Source organism: Pseudomonas sp. CGJS7 (assembly GCF_036961695.1).
The window spans coordinates 58,148-78,144 of the sequence record NZ_JBAMDI010000016.1 but is presented as its reverse complement, the minus strand read 5'-3'; the positions used below and the strand labels follow the sequence as shown (position 1 = coordinate 78,144).

Below are 19,997 nucleotides of genomic sequence, written 5' to 3'. Positions count from 1 at the left end.
CAGCTCCCTCCCAAATCCATCCGAACTAACGTCCAGCACCATGCCTCTTAACGGGTAACCCCTGAACCAGTGCCCGTGCCATGGACCTCGTCATCGCCCGCCCCGAAGGCCTGTACTGCCCGCCCGGAGATTTCTACATCGACCCCTGGCGGCCCGTGGACCGGGCTGTCATTACCCATGGCCACGGCGACCACGCACGCACCGGCAATGGCCATTATCTGACCGCCAGCCCCGGTGCCGGCATTCTGCGCAGCCGCCTGGGCCAGGACATCAATCTGCAGACCCTGCCCTACGGTGAGCGCCTGCTGCACCACGGCGTGACGTTGAGCCTGCACCCGGCCGGGCACGTGCTGGGTTCGGCACAGGTGCGCCTGGAGTATCGAGGTGAAGTCTGGGTTGCATCCGGTGACTACAAGGTAGAACCCGATGGCACCTGTACGCCCTTCGAACCGGTGGCGTGCCACACCTTCATCACCGAGTCGACCTTCGGCCTGCCGATCTACCGCTGGCCAAGCCAAAGCGAGATCTTCGCCAGCATCAATGCCTGGTGGCGGGCCAACAGTGAACAGGGCAAGGCCAGCGTGCTGTTCTGCTATGCCTTCGGAAAGGCCCAGCGGATTCTGCATGGGCTGGATGCCAGCATCGGCCCGATCCTCGTGCATGGCGCCATGGAGCCGCTCAACCGGGTGTACCGGGATGCCGGCATCCGCCTGCCGGAAACCCGCTACGCAGGCGATATTCCGCGCAACGATCCACTGCTGCGCCAGGCACTGGTCCTGGCGCCCCCGTCAGCCGGCGGCAGTAGCTGGATGCGCCGCTTTGGCGATTACAGTGATGCCTTCGCCAGCGGCTGGATGCTGCTACGCGGCGCCCGCCGGCGGCGCGGCGTGGACCGGGGCTTTGTGCTGTCCGACCACGCCGACTGGCCTGGCCTGCTCTGGGCCATTGGCCAGACCGGTGCCCAACGGGTGATGGTCACCCACGGCTCGGTCGAGGTACTGGTGCGCTACCTCACCGAACAAGGCCTGGATGCCCGCGCCTTCGTCACCGAGTATGGCGACGAAGACGATGTGCCCAACACCGCCCCCTCGCCATGAAAGCCTTCGCTACGCTGTTCCTGCGCCTGGACGCGACCACCTCCAGCAATGCCAAGCTCGAGGCACTGCGCGACTACTTTGACATGGCGCCCGCCGACGATGCTGCCTGGGCGGTGTATTTCCTGGCCGGCGGGCGCCCACGCCAACTGGTGCCCACCCGCCTTCTACGTGAACTGGCAACGACGCTGGCTGGCCTGCCGGACTGGCTTTTCGAAGAAAGCTATCAGGCCGTGGGCGACCTGGCCGAGACCATTTCGCTGCTGCTGCCGCTGCACGCCGATGGCAACGACGAAGGCCTGGCCACCTGGGTGGAACAGCACTTGCTGCCCCTGCGCGGGCTGACGCCTGAGCAAGTCCGCCAGCGCCTGCCGCCGCTCTGGGCCCGGTTGGACCGTGCCAGCCTGATGCTATGCCTGAAGCTGATCACTGGCAGCTTTCGCGTGGGCGTGTCAAAGCTGTTGGTCACCCGCGCCCTGGCGCAACTGGCCGGGCTGGACGCCAAACGCGTGGCCCAGCGCCTGGTCGGCTACACCGATATAGGCCATCGCCCGACTGCAGCCAGTTACCAGAGGCTGATCGCCCCAGAGTCCGCCGATGAACACAACCAGCGTGGCGGCCAGCCCTACCCATTCTTCCTGGCCCATCCGCTGCAAGTGTCCAGCGATCAGTTCGATACCCTGCTCGGACCACCAAGCGATTGGCAAATCGAATGGAAGTGGGACGGCATTCGGGCGCAAGTGGTGAAGCGCGATGGCCAGCTGTGGGTGTGGTCACGCGGCGAAGAACTGGTTACCGAGCGTTTCCCCGAACTGCATGGTCTGGCACAGACGTTGCCCGATGGCGTGGTGCTCGACGGCGAGATCCTGGTCTGGAAACCTGGTGAAACCGAGGCTGAACTGGCCGTGCAGCCGTTTGCCTTGCTGCAACAGCGTATCGGTCGCAAAACGCTGGGCAAAAAACTGCTGAACGATGCGCCGGTGGTGCTGCAAGCCTACGACCTGCTGGAGTGGCAGGGCGAGGACTGGCGCAGCCGACCGCAACACGAACGCCGAAGCCAGCTGGAACACCTGGTGGATGAACACCCACTTGCCCCCGTGCTGTTGTCGCCTCTGCTGCAAGGCCCGGACTGGGCCGACCTTGCCCGCCAGCGCGAACAGTCACGCAGCCTGGGCGTGGAAGGGCTGATGCTGAAGCAGCGCGAGGCACTGTACGGCGTGGGGCGCACCAAGGACATGGGCATCTGGTGGAAGTGGAAGATCGACCCTTTCAGCGTCGATGCGGTGCTGATCTATGCCCAACGCGGCCACGGTCGCAGGGCCAGTCTGTACAGCGACTACACCTTTGCCGTATGGGATGCACCGGCAGGTACCCCTGGTCGGGCGTTGGTGCCCTTTGCCAAGGCCTATTCAGGGCTCAGCGACGAAGAAATGCGCAAGGTCGACGCCATCATCCGCAAGACCACGGTGGAAACGTTCGGCCCGGTGCGCAGTGTCACTCCCACGTTGGTGTTCGAGCTGGGCTTCGAAGGCATCGCCCTGTCCCGGCGCCACAAAAGCGGTATTGCCGTGCGCTTTCCGCGCATGCTGCGCTGGCGGCTGGACAAGCCAGTGGAAGAAGCAGATGACCTGGCCACCTTGCAGGCACTACTGGCCTGAAAAAGTTTGCGATGCCCGACTGCTGCAGGATGAGGCGCATTCGCTGAAACTATGCTTCTATTTTTGAGCCGACCCGTGTCGCAGACCGTTTTCGCCACGCAGCCAGGACCAACATGCACCATTCAACCCACGACCTGCTCTCCCCCGTACCGGGGATCACCCGCCAACTGCACAGCTTCCACTTCGGCCCCCGCAGTGGTGGCAAAGTCTATATCCAGGCCTCACTGCACGCCGACGAGCTGCCGGGCATGCTGGTAGCCTGGCACCTCAAGCGCCGCTTGGCCGAGCTGGAACAGCAAGGCCGACTGCAGCGCGAGATCATACTGGTGCCGGTGGCCAACCCGGTGGGTTTGGAGCAAGTGCTGCTGGATGCACCATTGGGGCGTTTTGAACTGCAAAGCGGCGAGAACTTCAATCGCAACTTCGTCGACCTGTCGGACAGCATCGGCGACCAGATCGAAGAACACCTTACCCAGGACCCGACGCACAACCTTGCACTGATCCGCGAATACCTGCGCCGTGGCCTGGACGCACACCCGGTCCGCACACCCCTGCAAGCCCAGCGCCTGATACTGCAGCGCCTGGCCTGCGATGCCGATATGGTGCTGGACCTGCACTGCGACTTCGAAGCAGTCGAGCACCTGTACACCACACCCGATGCCTGGCCCCAGATCGAACCCTTGGCCCGTTACCTGGGCGCCCAGGCCAGCCTGCTGGCAACCGACTCGGGCGGGCAGTCGTTCGATGAATGTTTCAGCCTGGTCTGGTGGCAATTGCAGCAACGTTTCGGCAAACGCTTCCCGATTCCGCTGGGCTGCTGCTCGGTTACCGTGGAGCTTCGTGGCCAGGCGGATGTCAGCCATGATCTGGCCAGCAAGGACTGCCAGGCGATCCTCGACTTCCTGACCCACGCAGGTGTCATCGAAGGCACCAGCGCCCCCCTGCCCGCGCTGTTACGCCACGCCACGCCGTTGGCCGCGGTGGAACCTGTGGCAACGCCACTGGGTGGGTTGCTGGTTTACCACGCCAAACCGGGCCAGCACCTGGAGGCCGGCCAACTGATCGCCGAAGTCATCGACCCACTCAGTGACCGAGTCACCCCCCTTCGCAACAGCCAGCCGGGGCTGCTGTATGCGCGTAGCGTCCGGCGCATGGCCACCGCTGGCATGGTCATCGCCCATGTGGCCGGCGAACAGGTATGCCGCAGCGGCTACCTGTTGGCCAATTGATCCGGTAAAACCATTGCAGCCGGCAAGTGGTCTGTAGAAGCACAGCCTTCGAAGGACCGCCTGCCTCATGCCTGCTGCTACCGACCTCGCCAATGCCTGGTTTGCCAAGCGCGGCTGGAAGCCCTTCGCCTTCCAGCGGCGCGTATGGGCTGCCGTCGAACGGGGCGAGTCCGGTTTGCTGCATGCCAGTACCGGTGCCGGCAAGACCTACGCGGTCTGGCTCGCGGCGCTGCGTGCGTTCAAGCCCAGGCCCCAGGGCCGCCACTTGGCCCCCATACAGGTGCTGTGGGTGACGCCCATGCGTGCCCTTGCCGCCGACACCGCACGTGCGTTGCAAGCGCCGCTTGATGAGCTCCAGCTGCCTTGGAGCGTAGGGGTGCGCAGCGGCGACACCAACAGTGCCGAGCGCGCCCGACAGGCCCGGCGGCTACCCAGTGTGCTGATCACCACCCCCGAAAGCCTGACCCTGCTGCTGACCCGGGCACAGGCACGTGAGGATTTCGCCACGCTGCAACTGGTGGTGGTGGATGAATGGCACGAGCTGCTTGGCAACAAGCGCGGGGTACAACTGCAGCTGGCCTTGGCGCGCCTGCGGCATTGGCACCCGGGCCTACCGACCTGGGGCTTGTCGGCAACCCTCGGCAACCTGCAACACGCACGGGATGTCTTGCTGCCCCAGGGCGGCCTGCTGGTGCAAGGCCGGCAAGACAAGGCACTGCAAGTCGACACCCTGCTGCCAACAGCGATCGAGCGCTTCCCTTGGGCTGGACACATGGGCCTGAAGATGCTCGACCAGGTCTGTCACGAGATCGATGTCAGTGCCAGTAGCCTGGTGTTCACCAACACCCGCGCCCAGGCAGAAATCTGGTATCAGGCCCTGCTTGAGGCCCGCCCGGACTGGGCCGGGCTGATCGCCCTGCACCACGCCTCGCTGGCCCGTGATACGCGCGACTGGGTGGAGCGCAGCCTCAAGCAAGGCAGCCTCAAGGCGGTGATCTGCACGTCCAGCCTGGACCTGGGCGTGGACTTTCTGCCCGTGGAACGGGTGCTGCAAATCGGCTCGGCCAAGGGCATCGCCCGCCTGATGCAGCGGGCGGGTCGCTCAGGACACGCGCCCGGGCGGCACTCCAGGGTCACCCTGGTGCCCACCCATAGCCTGGAACTGGTGGAAGCGGCGGCGGCCCGGCAGGCGCTGATAGCCGGCCACATGGAAGCCCGCTTTTCACCGCGCCTGTGCATGGACGTGCTGGTACAGCATCTGGTCAGCATGGCCTTGGGCAGCGGTTTTCGCCCGGAGCAACTGCTCGCCGAAGTGCGCAGCACCTGGGCTTTTCGCCAGTTGCGCGACAGCCAATGGCAATGGGCGCTGGACTTCGTCTGCCACGGCGGCAGCTCACTGACCGCCTACCCGGACTACCAGCGCGTCGAGCGCCAGGCCGACGGTGTTTACCGGGTTACCAGCGAACGCCTGGCGCGGCGCCACCGCATGGGCATCGGCACCATCGTCAGCGATGCCAACCTGCAACTGAAATACTGGAGCAAGGGCGGCGGCGGGAAAACGCTGGGCAGTGTTGAAGAAGCGTTCATCGCCCGCCTGCGCCCCGGCGATACGCTGGTGTTTGCCGGGCGGGTACTGGAGCTGGTGCGCGTGGAAAACATGACGGCCTATGTGCGTCGCAGCACGGCGCGCAAGGCTGCGGTAGCGCGCTGGAACGGCGGGCGCATGCCGCTCTCGAGCGAACTGGCCGAGGCGCTGGTCGAGCAGCTCGATGCTGCCGCCCATGAACGCTTTGACGGGCCGGAAATGCGCGCAGTACGCCCGCTGCTTGCGCTCCAGGCGCAGTGGTCAGCCTTGCCCACCACAGGCACACTGCTGGCCGAGACCTTCAAATCCCGCCAGGGCTGGCACCTGTTCCTGTATCCCTTTGCGGGGCGCATGGCCAACCTGGGCTTGGCCAATCTGATTGCCTGGCGGGTTAGCCGCGCACAACCACTGTCGGTATCGATTGCCGTCAATGACTACGGATTCGAACTCCTCAGCCCTGCCCAGGTGGACTGGGCCAGGCACTTGCCACACGCGCTCGGCACCACGGACCTGCTGGAAGATGTGCTGGCCAGCCTGAATGCCGGGGAAATGGCACTGCGGCGTTTTCGTGAAATTGCCCAGATTGCCGGCCTGGTGTTTGGTGGTTATCCCGCCGCGCAGAAGAGCACGCGGCAAATCCAGGCCTCCAGCGGGCTGTTCTATGAGGTGTTTCGCAAGCACGACGCGGGGAATTTGCTGCTTGGCCAGGCGCGGGATGAAGTATTGAGCGAAGAGCTGGAAATCGAACGGCTGCATCGGCAACTGCTGAAAATGAGTAAGTTGCAACTGGACCTGCGGGCGTTGAAGCGGCCAGGGCCCCTGGCGTTTGCCTTGTTGGTGGAAGGCATGCGCGAGACATTGAGCACCGAGAAGCTGGCAGACCGCATTGCGCGGATGGTGGCGGAACTGGAACAAGCGGCGGACGCGGGATGAATTACCAACCCATCGAACACCGGGGGCAGGCGCTCTGGCTGCTTGCCGACAAAGCCATCTACTGGCCCGCCCGCCGCGCCTTGCTGGTGGCCGACGTGCACATCGGAAAGGCCGCCAGCTACCGCGCCCTGCATCAACCGGTGCCACGTGGAACGACCGAGGCGACACTCGCCAGGCTCGATCACCTGCTGGCCGCCCATGACTGTGAGCAACTGATTATCCTGGGCGACTTTCTGCATGCCCGCACGGCCCGTGCACCGGCAACGCTGGCCAAAGTGGATGATTGGCGCAAGCGGCACAAAGAACTGAAAATAGTGCTGATACGCGGCAATCATGACCGCAACGCCGGCGATCCACCCGCCTCGCTCGATATTCAGGTCGTGGACGAGCCTTGGGTTCTGGAGCCCTTTGCCCTGCAGCACGAGCCGCAGCCCCACCGCACACACCCGGTACTGGCGGGCCACGTACACCCCGTCTTCGTCCTGCGCGGCAAGGCCCGTCAGCGCTTGCGCCTGCCTTGCTTCGTGATCGATGAGCAAGTCAGCCTGCTACCTGCATTCGGTGAGTTCACCGGGGGGTGGGAAATCACCCCCGCCAGCGCCAGCCGGCTGTACCTGGCTGGCGCTGAACGCGTCTGGCCGCTTTAGCGACGCTCAGGCCACAGGGGCGGGAGGCGGCTCGTCCGGCAAGGTCGGCTCACCCGGCTCCATGGGAGGCGTCTCACCGGGTTCCGGCGGTTGCGGGGTATCGGGGTCAGGCTGATGGGGCACGCCCCCCGCCTGCATGGGCAGCGGGTGCGCCAGCAGTGACCAGGGCAACAACCCTACGTGATTGGGCTGCAGGCCTGCCAGCTTGGCACTGATTGCGGGATGGAGTTTCATTGGCTGCTCCTGACGAAAGCCGATGCACATCATGCACACCGGCGTTACTTCGTTGGAGTGCCAAAGGCGCGGGTAATTCCCCGCGCTTGTCGGCTCAGGTACGCGGCAGAGTGACGCCGCGTTGGCCCTGGTATTTGCCGCCACGGTCCTTGTACGACACTTCGCACTCTTCGTCGGACTGCAAGAACAGCATCTGCGCCACGCCTTCGTTGGCGTAGATCTTCGCCGGCAGCGTGGTGGTGTTGGAGAACTCCAACGTCACGTGGCCTTCCCATTCGGGCTCGAGCGGCGTGACGTTGACGATGATGCCGCAACGGGCGTAGGTGCTCTTGCCCAGGCAAATGGTCAGCACGTCACGAGGAATGCGGAAATATTCGACAGTGCGCGCCAGGGCGAAAGAGTTTGGCGGGATGATGCACACGTCGCTCTTGATATCGACGAAGCTGCCAGCATCGAAATTTTTCGGGTCGACGGTGGCCGAGTTGATGTTGGTGAACACCTTGAATTCGTCGGCGCAGCGTACGTCGTACCCATAGCTGGAGACGCCGAAGGAGATCACGCGGTTGTCCTGCTCGCCGCGCACCTGGCGCTCGACGAACGGCTCGATCATGCCGTGTTCCTGCGCCATGCGGCGAATCCACTTGTCCGATTTGATGCTCATGGCGGGGTGTCCTGAAGAGTTGCGAGGTGAAAATCGTGACGCGCATATTACCGGTCCCGGCGCCCAGGTTAAAGTTCCATCCCTCATCCCGCGCCGGGTGGGGGCTGCAGCCGCCGCCGATCCGAATTTGCCTAAAGCGTCTTCTGACCATTGGCAGGTTGCGGAAAGTGGGGTAAGGTGTTGCCACTGTGCTGCACGTGACACCGAGAATCTCTAGTTTGATGCACGATCCTGATCGGCCCATCGCTGAATTTTCTGCTCTCTTTGCGCTCAGTCCCGGGCAGGGTTTTTCCTGACCGTTATCAAATTGTCCAAGGAGACAGAAAAATGTCCAACCGTCAATCCGGTGTTGTTAAGTGGTTCAACGATGAGAAAGGCTACGGCTTCATCACCCCTCAGTCGGGCGACGACCTGTTCGTGCACTTCAAAGCCATCCAAGCTGACGGCTTCAAAACCCTGAAAGAAGGCCAGGCTGTTACTTTCGTCGCTACCCGCGGCCAGAAAGGCATGCAGGCTGAAGAAGTTCAGATCGCCTAAGTCGATCTAGCTTCCTAGCTTTCAAAAAAACCCGCCTTCTGGCGGGTTTTTTTATGCCTGCTCGAAATAGGCGCTGGCCTCTTCGCGGGCTCGCCCGCTCCCACAGGGACTGCACAGGCTTCAAGTACGGCGCAGTCGCTGTGTGCGGGCAAACTCGGTATGGCAGGTCAGTCTTCGCTGATGGTAATGCTGGGCATTGCCGGCGCCGCAGCTTCCTGCAGCACGATCCGCGCGCCTACCTGGCGAGCCAGCTCCTGGTAAACCATGGCAATCTGGCTTTCCGGCTCGGCGATCGCCGTGGGCTTGCCGCTGTCGGCCTGCTCACGTATCAGCATCGACAACGGCAGCGACGCCAGCAGGTCGACGCCATACTGGCTGGCCAGCTTCTCGCCGCCACCTTCACCGAACAGGTGTTCGGCATGGCCGCAATTCGAGCAGATATGCACGGCCATGTTCTCGACCACGCCCAGCACCGGAATGTTGACCTTGCGGAACATTTCCACGCCCTTCTTGGCATCCAGCAGCGCCAGGTCCTGTGGCGTGGTGACGATCACCGAACCGACCACAGGTACCTTTTGTGCCAGGGTCAGCTGGATGTCACCGGTACCCGGTGGCATATCGATCACCAGGTAATCCAGGTCATCCCAGGCGGTCTGGGTGACCAGTTGCAGCAGCGCGCCAGACACCATTGGGCCACGCCATACCATCGGCGTGTTGTCGTCGGTGAGGAAGGCCATGGACATGACTTCCACGCCGTGGGCCTTGATCGGCACAAACCACTTCTGCTCGCGAATCTGTGGACGAGTGCCCTCGGCGATGCCGAACATCACCCCCTGACTGGGGCCGTAGATATCGGCATCGAGAATACCTACCCGTGCGCCTTCGCGTGCGAGGGCCAAGGCCAGGTTGGCCGCGGTGGTCGACTTGCCAACACCGCCCTTGCCCGAGGCCACGGCGATGATGTTCTTGACGTTGGCCATGGCTGGCACCTGGGCCTGGGCCTTGTGCGCGGCCACCACGCAATCGATCGAAACCTGGGCGCCAGTGACCCCCTCGAGGCTGCCAATGGCGGTCTGCAGCACCTGGGCCCAGCCGTTCTTGAACAGCCCTGCGGCATAACCCAACTGCAACTGCACGCTGACCTGCCCGCCCTGGATATCGATGGCGCGCACGCAGCCGGCGCTGACCGGGTCCTGGTTCAGGTAGGGGTCGGTGTACTGGCGAAGCACGCCTTCAACGGCGGCACGGGTGACGGCACTCATGGAGACTCCCATTGGCAAACTGAATGTAAAACAGCCGCCTATCCTAACCCGTCAATCGTCAGCAGATGCGCTTGCGGGGTGAAATATCTTCGCCAGCCCTTTATAGTGGCCGATCATCCTCATTTTTACCCCGTAGCCAGATAAGTAGCCGAGCCACCATGTCCGAGCCACGCCAGATTCTCGTCACCAGCGCCCTGCCCTATGCCAATGGATCGATCCATCTCGGCCATATGCTGGAGTACATCCAGACGGACATGTGGGTGCGCTTCCAGAAGCTGCGCGGCAACCAGTGCATCTATGTCTGCGCCGACGACGCCCACGGTTCGGCCATCATGCTGCGCGCCGAAAAGGAAGGCATCACCCCGGAACAGCTGATCGCCAACGTCCAGGCCGAGCACAGCAGCGATTTCGCCGACTTCCTGGTGGACTTCGACAACTTCCACTCCACCCACAGCGACGAGAACCGCGAGCTGTCGAGCCTGATCTACTCGCGCCTGCGTGAAGCCGGGCACATCGCCACCCGTTCGGTGACCCAGTACTTCGACCCGGAAAAAGGCATGTTCCTCGCCGACCGCTTCATCAAGGGCACCTGCCCGAAGTGCGCGGCCGAAGACCAGTACGGCGACAACTGCGAAAAATGCGGCGCCACCTACGCACCCACCGAGCTGAAGAACCCCAAGTCGGCGATCTCCGGTGCCACCCCGGTACTGCGTGATTCCCAGCATTTCTTCTTCAAGCTGCCCGACTTCCAGGCCATGCTGCAGCAGTGGACCCGAAGCGGCACCCTGCAGGACGCGGTAGCCAACAAACTGGCGGAATGGCTGGACTCCGGCCTGCAGGAGTGGGATATCTCCCGCGACGCGCCGTACTTCGGCTTCGAGATCCCGGGTGAGCCTGGCAAATACTTCTACGTATGGCTGGATGCGCCAATCGGCTACATGGCCAGCTTCAAGAACCTCTGCGCACGCCGCCCGGAGCTGGACTTCGACGCCTTCTGGAACGAAGGCTCCAAGGCCGAGCTGTACCACTTCATCGGCAAGGACATCGTCAACTTCCACGCCCTGTTCTGGCCAGCCATGCTCGAAGGCGCCGGCTTCCGCAAGCCGACCGCGGTCAACGTGCACGGCTACCTGACGGTCAACGGCGCCAAGATGTCCAAGTCGCGCGGCACCTTCATCAAGGCCCGCACCTACCTGGACCACCTGCAGCCGGAATACCTGCGTTACTACTATGCGGCCAAGCTGGGCCGTGGCGTCGACGACCTGGACCTGAACCTGGAAGACTTCGTGCAGAAGGTCAACTCCGACCTGGTCGGCAAGGTCGTCAACATTGCCAGCCGCTGCGCCGGCTTCATCCACAAGGGCAACGAAGGCGTGATGGTCAGCGGTGATGCCGCGCCTGAGCTGACCGAAGCCTTCCTGGCTGCCGCCCCCTCCATCGCCGAAGCCTATGAAGCCCGTGATTTTGGCCGCGCCATGCGCGAAATCATGGCACTGGCCGACCGCGCCAACGCCTGGATCGCCGACAAGGCACCGTGGTCACTGGCCAAACAGGAAGGCAAGCAGGATGAAGTCCAGGCCATCTGCGCCCAAGGCATCAACCTGTTCCGCCAGCTGGTGATCTTCCTCAAACCGGTACTGCCGGTGCTGGCCGCTGACGCCGAGGCTTTCCTCAACGTGGCCCCGCTGACCTGGAACGACCACCTGACACGCCTGGAAAACCACGCGCTTAACCCGTTCAAGGCCTTGATGAGCCGTATCGAGCCGGCCAAGGTCGAAGCCATGGTCGCTGCCAGCAAGGAAGACCTGCTGGCTGCCGAAGCCAAGGCCCCGGCGGGCAATGGCGAGCTAGCCAAGGACCCGCTGTCGGCAGAGATCGAGTTCGATACCTTTGCTGCCGTCGACCTGCGTGTGGCGCTGATCGTCAAGGCTGAAGCCGTGACGGGTGCCGACAAGTTGCTGCAACTGACCCTGGACATTGGTGACGAGCGCCGCAACGTGTTCTCCGGCATCAAGTCGGCCTACCCAGACCCGTCCAAGCTGGAAGGCCGCCTGACCATGATGGTAGCCAACCTCAAACCCCGGAAGATGCGCTTTGGCGTGTCCGAAGGCATGGTCATGGCTGCCGGCCCTGGCGGTGAAGAAATCTACCTGTTGAGCCCGGACAGCGGCGCCAAGCCAGGCCAGCGCATCAAGTAACCGCCCTGCGGGCCATTGTGGGAGCGGCCTGCCCGCCCCCACAATTACGCAGGCCCCTTCATGCCAAACCCGGACAATCGGCCCGATTCCCGGCTATCGTCATCTCATGAATGACTACATCCTGGTCCTGATCAGCGCCGCACTGATCAATCACCTGTGCCTGCTCCGACAGCCACTCTCCGGGCTGCAACTGCAGGTGCACGGCCTGGCCTGCGCCCTGTGCATCGCCCTGGGCGTAATCGGCGCGCAGCTGCTGGTGCACGCGGTACTTGCCCCGTTGCACATCCACGATCTTGCCCTGTTTCTGCTATTGCCCTGGCTGGCTTTGCTCGCCTGGGGCCTGCCCTGGCTTTTGGCCAAGTGGCGCCCGGCCTGGCCTGTAGTGGGGTTGCCAGCGCTGCTGTTGAGCAATGCAGCAGCGCTTGGGCTGGCCCTGCAGCAGACAAGCGACGGCAGCACCTGGCCAACCATGCTGCTCCAAGGCTTGCTGACGGGTGGCGGCTTCTGGCTGGCGCTGATGGTGTTCGCCGACCTGCGCCAGCGCAGCGCCCACGCCGATATCCCCAACGCGCTGCGCGGCCTGCCCATCGAGTTGATCGGGGCCGGGGTGATGGCCATGGCGTTTTCCGGTTTCAACGGAATGTTTGGCCAATGAGCAGTCCCGATCCGCGCCTACGCACCAGCATGGGCCTGGTCTTGCTCGCTTGCACGCCTGGGCTGCTGGCGCTGTTGTGGCTGCATGGCTGGGGCATGATGCTGAACCTGTTGCTGTGCGCCAGTGCCGCGCTGCTGTGCGAGGCATCGCTGCTGGCAGTGCGCAGCCAATCACTGAGCCAGGCGCTAACCGACGGCAGCGCACTGGTGACCGCCGTGCTGCTGGCGGCCGCCCTGCCCACCTTGGCGCCATGGTGGCTGCCGGTCATCGCGGCAAGTGTCGCGCTCGGTATCGGCAAGCAGGCCTACGGTGGGGTCGGGCGAAATCTGTTCAATCCAGCCATGGTGGGCTATGCCTTCGTGCTGCTCAGCTTCCCGTTGCAGATGAACCATTGGCCTGGGCAGGCCCCAGGCCTGCTCGACAGCGTGCAGCAGGTGTTCGCTGGGGGCGAACAGATCGATGCCTGGGCCCGTCCGACATTGCTCGACGGCTTGCGCCACAACCGCAGCCTGACCATCGACGAGCTGTTTGCCAGCCATCCGGGCTTTGGCAACATTGGCGGGGCAGGCAGCGAATGGGTCAACCTGGCATTCCTGCTTGGTGGCCTGTTCTTGTTGCAGCGCAAGGTGATCAGTTGGCATGCACCGGCAGGTTTGCTGGCAGGGCTATTGGTATTCAGCTTGTTGGGCTGGAACGGTTCGGGGTCGGACTCCAATGGCTCGCCTTTGCTGCACCTGTTTTCCGGCTCGACCATGCTGGCAGCCTTCTTCATTGCGACCGAGCCAGTGTCCGGCCCCAGAGACGACTGGGCCAAGCTGTGCTTCGGCGTGGGAACAGGAGTGCTCATCTACCTGATTCGTACCTGGGGCAGCTATCCGGATGGCACCGCGTTCGCCATCCTGCTGATGAACCTTTTGGCACCGGCACTCGAGCGCATGGCTGCGCAGCGTCAGCAGGCAGCCCGATGAAGCGCGGGGTTCGGGATGTGGGCCTGTTGCTACTGACGGGAGTATTGGCAGTGTCAGCCACCCTGGCCTGGCGGCAGTCGACCGGTCCGGCCATCGCCGGCGCTGAAAAGCAGCTGCAAAGCCGCCAGCGACTGGCCGTGCTGCCCGACGGTAGCTATGACAACCAGCCCCTGGAAAGCCCGCTGCCAAGGCCCGCCGCACAGAGGCCCAACAGCCGTATCCTGGCGGCTTACCGTGCCACTGTGGCAGGTAAGCCAAGCGCCATTATCCTGATCACACAGGCCCAGGGGTATGCCGGGCCGATCGTGCTGAGCGTCGCCATCACCACGGACGGCCGGCTGATCGGCAGCCAGGTTGTCGAACAACAGGAAAGCCCCGGGCTGGGCGATCGCCTGGGGGATCCGCGATTGCACTGGCTGAGTCAGTTCAACAACCGCGATCAGGGCGATCACTGGGCGCTGAAGCGGGACCAGGGTGACTTTGACCAATTGGCCGGCGCAACCGTGACCTCGCGCGCGGTGATCGCCGCATTGCAGGATGCGCTGAGCTATTTCGACGAGCAGCGTAGTGTATTGCTGGAGGGCGCCACCCATGAATAGGTTCTGCCTGCTGGCCATGAGCCTGGCGCCACTGCTGGGTGCCACCCGAACGCTGGCTGAAGGCGCGGCCATCGGCCTGTGCGCAGTACTGATGGGGTGCCTGCACCAACTGTTGCTGGCGCCACTGCGTAAACACATGGCCAGCTGGGCCTATGTAATGGCTAGCCTGCTGCTGCTGGCAGCCTTGGCCAGTTGCCTGCAGTTGGCCCTGCGGGCCTGGCTGCTACCGCTGGCCATTGCCCTGGGCCACTATCCCGCATTGTTGTGCCTGCAATGCCTGGCCAGTGACCACCTGCTACCTGACCAACGCCGCTGGCGCCTGCTCGCAAGGCACCTCGGCGCTGTCTTTGCCATTTGCCTGCTGCTGGGCACCAGCCGCCAATGGCTGGCTGACCATGCCGAGCTGCACCTGGCCAGCCTCGCACCCGGTGCGCTACTGCTGCTGGGTCTGCTGTTGGCCTTGTACAATCGCCTGCTTCCGGGCCCTGCCCACCCACCTCGTCAAGGAAAGCCCTGATTTCATGAATGCTGCCAAACGCCTGGAGATTTTTCGCAGGCTGCACGAAGACAACCCCGACCCAAAGACCGAACTGGCCTACACGACCCCGTTTGAACTGCTGGTCGCCGTGACACTGTCCGCGCAATCCACCGACGTCGGCGTCAACAAGGCCACTGCCCGCCTGTTCCCCGTCGCCAACACCCCCGAGGCCATCTATGCCCTGGGCGTTGAAGGCCTCAGCGAATACATCAAGACCATCGGGCTTTACAACAGCAAGGCCAAGAATGTCATAGAAACATGTCGGCTACTGATCGAGCGCCACGACAGCCAGGTACCGCAAACCCGCGAAGCGCTGGAGGCGCTACCCGGCGTCGGCCGCAAAACCGCCAACGTGGTGCTAAACACGGCGTTTCGCCAACCGGCCATGGCCGTGGATACCCATATCTTCCGGGTGAGTAACCGCACAGGCATCGCGCCAGGCAAAACGGTGCTGGAAGTGGAAAAGAAACTGCTCAAGTTTGTACCCAAGGACTACCTGCTCGACGCCCACCACTGGCTGATCCTGCACGGGCGCTACGTGTGCCAGGCGCGCAAGCCAAGGTGCGGAAGCTGCAGGATCGAAGATTTGTGCGAGTACAAGCACAAAACCTCCGACGATTGAGCCGATAGCCAAAAACCACTCACATCGATTGAAAAAATCTTTTTTACCAGCGTCTGCTTTCTGGTTATAAGGACGGCCAATGGCCCCTTGGCTTGGAGCGACTCATGAGTACCGATAAAGACGACCTGTCGATCGATGATGATTTTGTTGCCGCAGACGATGACGCGGAGCCACAGGTTGAAATCGCAAAGACCAACCTGAGCAAACGTCGCACCATCGACAACATGCTGGAAGAACGGCGCCTGCAAAAGCAGTTGGCCGATTTCGATTACGACCTGTAGTGCGGGTCCCGTAGTCAGGGACCGATAGCCTTGGCAAAGCCTCCTGGCTGGAGGCTTCAAGGCTTGGCGATCAGTTCAGACCTTGCCGTTGCGCCAGCTCGATCAGGTCAACCAGTGACCGTGCATTGAGCTTTAGCAACAGCCGCGACTTGTAGGTACTGACCGTCTTGTTACTGAGGTACATGCTGTCGGCAATCTCCTTGTTCGAACGCCCTCGCGCCAGTTGTTGCAGCACCGTCATTTCTCGCGCAGAAAGGCGATTCACCATATCCGTCTCGCTGCCCGCCCCCCTGCCACGTGACGCATGCAAGGCCTGGTTGGGGAAGTAGCTGTAACCCGACAACACAGCCTTGATAGCGCTGAGCAGTTCGGTAAGCTCCTGCTGCTTGCACACGTAACCCGCCGCCCCTGCCTGCATGCAGCGCATCGAAAAGTTGCCGGGGGCCTGTGACGTCAGCACCAGTACCTTGCTACCCGGGCTGAATGTCGCCATGCGGGCGATCACCTCCAGGCCATCCAGTTTCGGGATACCGATATCCAGCACCACAATATCCGGCAGGTGTTGCCGTGTCAGCTGCAACGCAGCTACCCCATTGTCAGTCTCCGCCACAACGTCATACCCATGCCGCTCCATCAGCATGCGTACGGCCAGGCGTATGACCGGATGATCATCCACGATAAGCACTTTATTCATGCGATATCCATACATTGTTGTTGCTTTGGCACGCCACGATAACCGACAGGACGCTTGCTGGCGCGGCGATTTACCAGCGAAAGCCATGGACAGACAAAGCCTACAGAACTTACAGAAACTTCCTACACACAATGACTATGGTTGTAACAAATAAATTACTTATTACCGAAAAAAAGGTACCACCCACTGACATAAACGTACCAGTTGAATACTGATCTTCAGCAAAGGAAAACTTCCGACTCAAACACGTCGAAAAAGCAACACAACGAGGTTCTCTGACGATCATTCCTCCCCCGGGAAACAATCCAGCCTTTAGTTGAGTACAGCAGTAAGGTAAAGATGGACAAAACCGCTGGAGACGGCCTATATGACCCAAGCACAACCTGTCGCCCCGCTGACGATCATTGCCATCTTCGCGGGGATCATCGAAGCCTCCGCCCTTGCTACACTGCCATTTCTCGGCGAGTCCAGCCAAAAGCTCTACACCTGGTTCCTGGTAGGCTTTCCATTCTTTCTGACGGCACTGTTTTTTCTGACACTCAACTTCAATTACAAGTCGTTCTATAGCCCGCTTCCCAACAACACAGCACACGACAACACGCCAGCACTGAGCAGTGTGGCCACACCCGCAATTGCCAATGATGCCCCCGAGGCGGTACAGGGCGAACCTGTCACTTTCATGTTCTCCGGCCCCGACGCCTGTCGCATGATGGAACAACAACTCTTGCACGCACTTGCCCAACCGCCCGAGCCAGCGCGCGTCTGGCGCTTTTGTAATCTGGACAGACGTCAATGTGCGCAGCTTTCGATCAGCGCACTCGAGGGCGATGATGTGAGCCATCGAAGTTGAACGACCCGCCTTTGCGCGGGCATAAAAAAACCCCGGACCGAGCCGGGGTTTTCGCACACGCCAGCAATCAGAGCAGCGAACGGCCCTTGTTGGCGGCAATGCGCATACGCAGTGCATTGAGCTTGATGAAGCCAGCAGCATCTGCCTGGTTGTAGGCACCACCATCTTCTTCAAAGGTGGCGATGTTGGCATCGAACAGCGAATCGTCCGACTTGCGGCCAACCACGGTCACATTGCCCTTGTACAGTTTCAGGCGCACCACACCATTCACGTTGACCTGCGAAGCATCGATCATCTGTTGCAGCATCAGACGCTCCGGGCTCCACCAGTAGCCGGTGTAGATCAGGCTGGCATACTTTGGCATCAGCTCATCTTTCAGGTGAGCGACTTCGCGGTCCAGGGTAATCGACTCGATGGCACGGTGTGCCTTGAGCATGATGGTACCGCCAGGCGTTTCGTAGCAACCGCGCGACTTCATGCCGACGTAACGGTTTTCGACGATGTCCAGACGGCCGATGCCGTTGGCACCACCGATACGGTTCAGGTCTGCCAGGACGGTGGCCGGGGATTTCTCGACGCCGTCGATGGCAACGATGTCACCATTGCGGTAGGTCAGCTCGATGTAGGTAGCCTGGTCCGGGGCGTTCTCAGGCGAGACACTCCAGCGCCACATGTCTTCTTCGTGCTCGGTCCAGGTATCTTCCAGGACACCGCCTTCATAGGAGATGTGCAGCAGGTTGGCGTCCATCGAGTACGGCGACTTCTTCTTGCCGTGGCGCTCGATCGGGATGCCGTGCTTCTCGGCGTAGTCCATCAGCTTTTCGCGGGACAGCAGGTCCCACTCGCGCCATGGAGCGATGACCTTGACGCCTGGCTTCAGGGCATAGGCACCCAGCTCGAAGCGCACCTGGTCGTTACCCTTGCCGGTGGCGCCATGGGAAATGGCATCAGCGCCGGTTTCGTTGGCGATTTCGATCAGGCGCTTGGCGATCAGCGGACGGGCGATGGAAGTACCCAGCAGGTACTCGCCTTCGTAGACGGTGTTGGCGCGGAACATCGGGAACACGAAATCACGCACGAATTCTTCGCGCAGGTCGTCGATGTAGATCTCTTTAACGCCCATTGCCTGGGCCTTGGCACGGGCCGGTTCGACCTCTTCGCCCTGCCCCAGGTCAGCAGTGAAGGTCACCACTTCGCAGTTGTAGGTATCCTGCAGCCACTTGAGAATCACCGAAGTATCAAGGCCGCCGGAATACGCCAGTACGACCTTTTTTACGTCCGCCATGCCATCACTCCACGGGGTTGTACGGAAAGGGATCGATTCTACCGGCGTTGCGGATAAATTTACAGTGGGGCGACAGCTTCTGACGACAAAGCGACAGGAACTTTCGTAGGGGCGACGGGCGGTCGGTTGAGGGATGTGGCATGAGGACCTTGGAGGGGCGTCGAGCCGCAGCATGCATGCCTTGAGGAGTTCAGCGCCTGTGAGATCGAGCGCCGCCAGGTGTCCGCCTCAAGACATTCTGCGCCTGTGAGATCGAGCGCCGCAGGTGTCCGCCTTAAGATATTCAGCGCCTATGAGATCGAGCGCCGCCCGCGCGGCGCTCGATCTCACAGGCGCTGAATGTGTCGAGGCGGACACCTGGCGGCGCTCGGTCTCACAGGCGCTGAAAATGTTGTGACGAACCCCTGGTGGCCTTGATGCGAGCCCATGACATGCACCGACCAGATCTCAGGGCGCCTTCGCCCCCGGGACGCCCGAGGCAGGTGCAACAGCCGGCGCCGCTTGCTCAACCGGCTTTTCCACGGCTTTTTCAACCACCGCCACCCGATCCAGCTCGATATTCACCCGCCGATTACGCGCCCGATTCGACGCACTGTTGTTCTTCGCGAGCGGATAACGCTCGCCATGGAAGCGCACAGTGATCTGCTCTTCCGGCACACCGTTAGCCTTGAAATAATCGGCCACGGCCAATGCGCGGCGGCGCGACAGGTCGCGGTTGGCCAGGCGGTTGCCACTGTTGTCGGAATGCCCATTGAGCTCGACATGGTTCACCGTCGGGTCGGCTTTCATGTAATCGAGGATCACGTCCAGCCGCGCCTTGGCTGCTGCGTCCAGCTCGATACCGCCCCCGGGGAAACCCACCTGTGTCTGGCGCACCTGGTCGTAGTTCATCGGCAACAGCTTGCCAGCACAGACCTGATAGTCATTGTAGGCTTTGGCGAAGCTGACCGGCAGCACACGCACCTCCATCGGCCTGCCCGCCTCACCGGTGTAGTTGCGCACAACGGTGCTACGCCCGTCGAGCAAACCGTTGATCAGCCGGCTGGCCTGCCCTTGGGAGGAGCTGAACAGCACGCCACTGCGGGCCATTCGCACATTGCCCAGGTTGATATCGCCACGCCCAGGTTGCCACGGCGCTGCCGCAGCCAGCAGGCTGGCGGTGCCGGCACCGAGTACGTTGCTGTCCGACCGCAGCTGAAACACCGGCTGCTCGCCTGCCCGACGCACGAACGTACCGCTGCCGAAACCTTCGATCGGCTGGCTCAGACGGCACTCGAACTGGTCACCCTCGACCTTCCAGGCAATGTTCTCCATGCGCGTCTGGAAAGTCAGTGCGCCGGCCGGCAGGCTGGCGAATAGGGTCAACAGGGCTAGGTAACGCTGGCGCACGGGCGGCTCCACAAATTCTGACGGCTTACCAGCAGGCTATCGGACGCTGTCCGGAAAACTTGATAGCCGTGCTCGCCC

Annotated in this window: 20 protein-coding genes; 14 read left to right on the top strand and 6 right to left on the bottom strand. The window is 62.3% G+C overall.

The window, feature by feature from the left end; translation table 11 throughout:
• Positions 1–80 precede the first annotated feature (80 nt).
• The 5 genes from V7787_RS12595 to pdeM all read left to right on the top strand — a co-directional run bounded on the left by V7787_RS12595 (position 81) and on the right by pdeM (position 7,146).
• Positions 81–1,097 (top strand): ligase-associated DNA damage response exonuclease, encoded by a 1,017-nt coding sequence (locus V7787_RS12595; RefSeq protein WP_020191305.1) that lies wholly within the window; start codon positions 81–83, stop codon positions 1,095–1,097.
• Positions 1,094–2,752, top strand: a complete 1,659-nt coding sequence (locus V7787_RS12590; RefSeq protein WP_064492958.1) for an ATP-dependent DNA ligase — start codon at positions 1,094–1,096, stop codon at positions 2,750–2,752. Before V7787_RS12595 ends, V7787_RS12590 begins: the two co-directional genes overlap by 4 nt.
• Before the next feature lie 113 nt (positions 2,753–2,865).
• On the top strand, positions 2,866–3,981 hold the full coding sequence (locus V7787_RS12585; protein WP_020191303.1) for a succinylglutamate desuccinylase/aspartoacylase family protein: 1,116 nt from the start codon (positions 2,866–2,868) through the stop codon (positions 3,979–3,981).
• Between the two features lie 67 nt (positions 3,982–4,048).
• On the top strand, positions 4,049–6,499 hold the full coding sequence (locus tag V7787_RS12580) for a ligase-associated DNA damage response DEXH box helicase (RefSeq protein WP_064492959.1): 2,451 nt from the start codon (positions 4,049–4,051) through the stop codon (positions 6,497–6,499).
• Positions 6,496–7,146, top strand: a complete 651-nt coding sequence (pdeM, locus tag V7787_RS12575) for a ligase-associated DNA damage response endonuclease PdeM (RefSeq protein ID WP_064492960.1) — start codon at positions 6,496–6,498, stop codon at positions 7,144–7,146. The genes V7787_RS12580 and pdeM overlap by 4 nt, the downstream gene beginning before the upstream one ends.
• 6 nt (positions 7,147–7,152) lie before the next feature.
• Here pdeM and V7787_RS12570 read toward each other — a convergent pair whose 3' ends face one another.
• Both V7787_RS12570 and dcd read right to left on the bottom strand, forming a co-directional pair.
• The gene (locus V7787_RS12570; RefSeq protein WP_003254918.1) at positions 7,153–7,380 is read right to left on the bottom strand and encodes a hypothetical protein; all 228 of its coding nucleotides are present in this window, start codon (positions 7,378–7,380) and stop codon (positions 7,153–7,155) included.
• 94 nt (positions 7,381–7,474) lie between these two features.
• Positions 7,475–8,041: a dCTP deaminase gene (dcd, locus tag V7787_RS12565; RefSeq protein ID WP_003254920.1), complete on the bottom strand. Its 567-nt coding sequence runs from the start codon at positions 8,039–8,041 to the stop codon at positions 7,475–7,477.
• Between the two features lie 327 nt (positions 8,042–8,368).
• Between dcd and V7787_RS12560 the strand changes: the two genes are divergently transcribed.
• Positions 8,369–8,578: a cold-shock protein gene (locus V7787_RS12560; protein WP_003254922.1), complete on the top strand. Its 210-nt coding sequence runs from the start codon at positions 8,369–8,371 to the stop codon at positions 8,576–8,578.
• A gap of 167 nt (positions 8,579–8,745) precedes the next feature.
• On the opposite strand, the gene apbC is transcribed toward V7787_RS12560, so the two are convergent.
• Positions 8,746–9,840 carry an iron-sulfur cluster carrier protein ApbC gene (gene apbC, locus V7787_RS12555; protein WP_003254924.1) on the bottom strand — a complete coding sequence of 365 codons (1,095 nt, stop codon included), beginning with the start codon at positions 9,838–9,840 and terminating at the stop codon, positions 8,746–8,748.
• 158 nt (positions 9,841–9,998) lie between these two features.
• Between apbC and metG the strand changes: the two genes are divergently transcribed.
• From metG to V7787_RS12520, 7 genes are all read left to right on the top strand, one after another.
• The gene (metG, locus tag V7787_RS12550; protein WP_336088512.1) at positions 9,999–12,038 is read left to right on the top strand and encodes a methionine--tRNA ligase; all 2,040 of its coding nucleotides are present in this window, start codon (positions 9,999–10,001) and stop codon (positions 12,036–12,038) included.
• Between the two features lie 106 nt (positions 12,039–12,144).
• Positions 12,145–12,693 (top strand): Rnf-Nqr domain containing protein, encoded by a 549-nt coding sequence (locus V7787_RS12545; protein WP_064492962.1) that lies wholly within the window; start codon positions 12,145–12,147, stop codon positions 12,691–12,693.
• Positions 12,690–13,661, top strand: a complete 972-nt coding sequence (locus V7787_RS12540; RefSeq protein WP_064492963.1) for an RnfABCDGE type electron transport complex subunit D — start codon at positions 12,690–12,692, stop codon at positions 13,659–13,661. The genes V7787_RS12545 and V7787_RS12540 overlap by 4 nt, the downstream gene beginning before the upstream one ends.
• Positions 13,658–14,260, top strand: a complete 603-nt coding sequence (locus tag V7787_RS12535; protein ID WP_064492964.1) for an RnfABCDGE type electron transport complex subunit G — start codon at positions 13,658–13,660, stop codon at positions 14,258–14,260. Before V7787_RS12540 ends, V7787_RS12535 begins: the two co-directional genes overlap by 4 nt.
• Complete coding sequence (locus V7787_RS12530; protein WP_064492965.1) at positions 14,253–14,777, top strand: hypothetical protein; 525 nt, start codon at positions 14,253–14,255, stop codon at positions 14,775–14,777. Before V7787_RS12535 ends, V7787_RS12530 begins: the two co-directional genes overlap by 8 nt.
• A gap of 4 nt (positions 14,778–14,781) precedes the next feature.
• Positions 14,782–15,420: an endonuclease III gene (nth, locus tag V7787_RS12525; RefSeq protein ID WP_020193232.1), complete on the top strand. Its 639-nt coding sequence runs from the start codon at positions 14,782–14,784 to the stop codon at positions 15,418–15,420.
• A gap of 104 nt (positions 15,421–15,524) precedes the next feature.
• The gene (locus V7787_RS12520) at positions 15,525–15,701 is read left to right on the top strand and encodes a PA3496 family putative envelope integrity protein (RefSeq protein WP_010952256.1); all 177 of its coding nucleotides are present in this window, start codon (positions 15,525–15,527) and stop codon (positions 15,699–15,701) included.
• A gap of 70 nt (positions 15,702–15,771) precedes the next feature.
• Here the strand turns inward: V7787_RS12520 and V7787_RS12515 are convergent, their stop codons facing one another.
• Entirely contained in the window at positions 15,772–16,395 is a 624-nt protein-coding gene (locus tag V7787_RS12515; RefSeq protein WP_003254939.1) for a response regulator transcription factor, read from the bottom strand.
• Between the two features lie 367 nt (positions 16,396–16,762).
• On the opposite strand from V7787_RS12515, the gene V7787_RS12510 reads away from it, so the two are divergent.
• Positions 16,763–17,245, top strand: coding sequence for a hypothetical protein (locus tag V7787_RS12510; RefSeq protein WP_064492967.1), 483 nt, complete (start codon positions 16,763–16,765; stop codon positions 17,243–17,245).
• 67 nt (positions 17,246–17,312) lie between these two features.
• On the opposite strand, the gene V7787_RS12505 is transcribed toward V7787_RS12510, so the two are convergent.
• Entirely contained in the window at positions 17,313–18,530 is a 1,218-nt protein-coding gene (locus V7787_RS12505) for an argininosuccinate synthase (RefSeq protein ID WP_003254941.1), read from the bottom strand.
• Positions 18,531–18,977: 447 nt separating this feature from the next.
• Positions 18,978–19,919, bottom strand: coding sequence for a flagellar protein MotY (locus tag V7787_RS12500; RefSeq protein ID WP_064492326.1), 942 nt, complete (start codon positions 19,917–19,919; stop codon positions 18,978–18,980).
• Positions 19,920–19,997 lie beyond the last annotated feature (78 nt).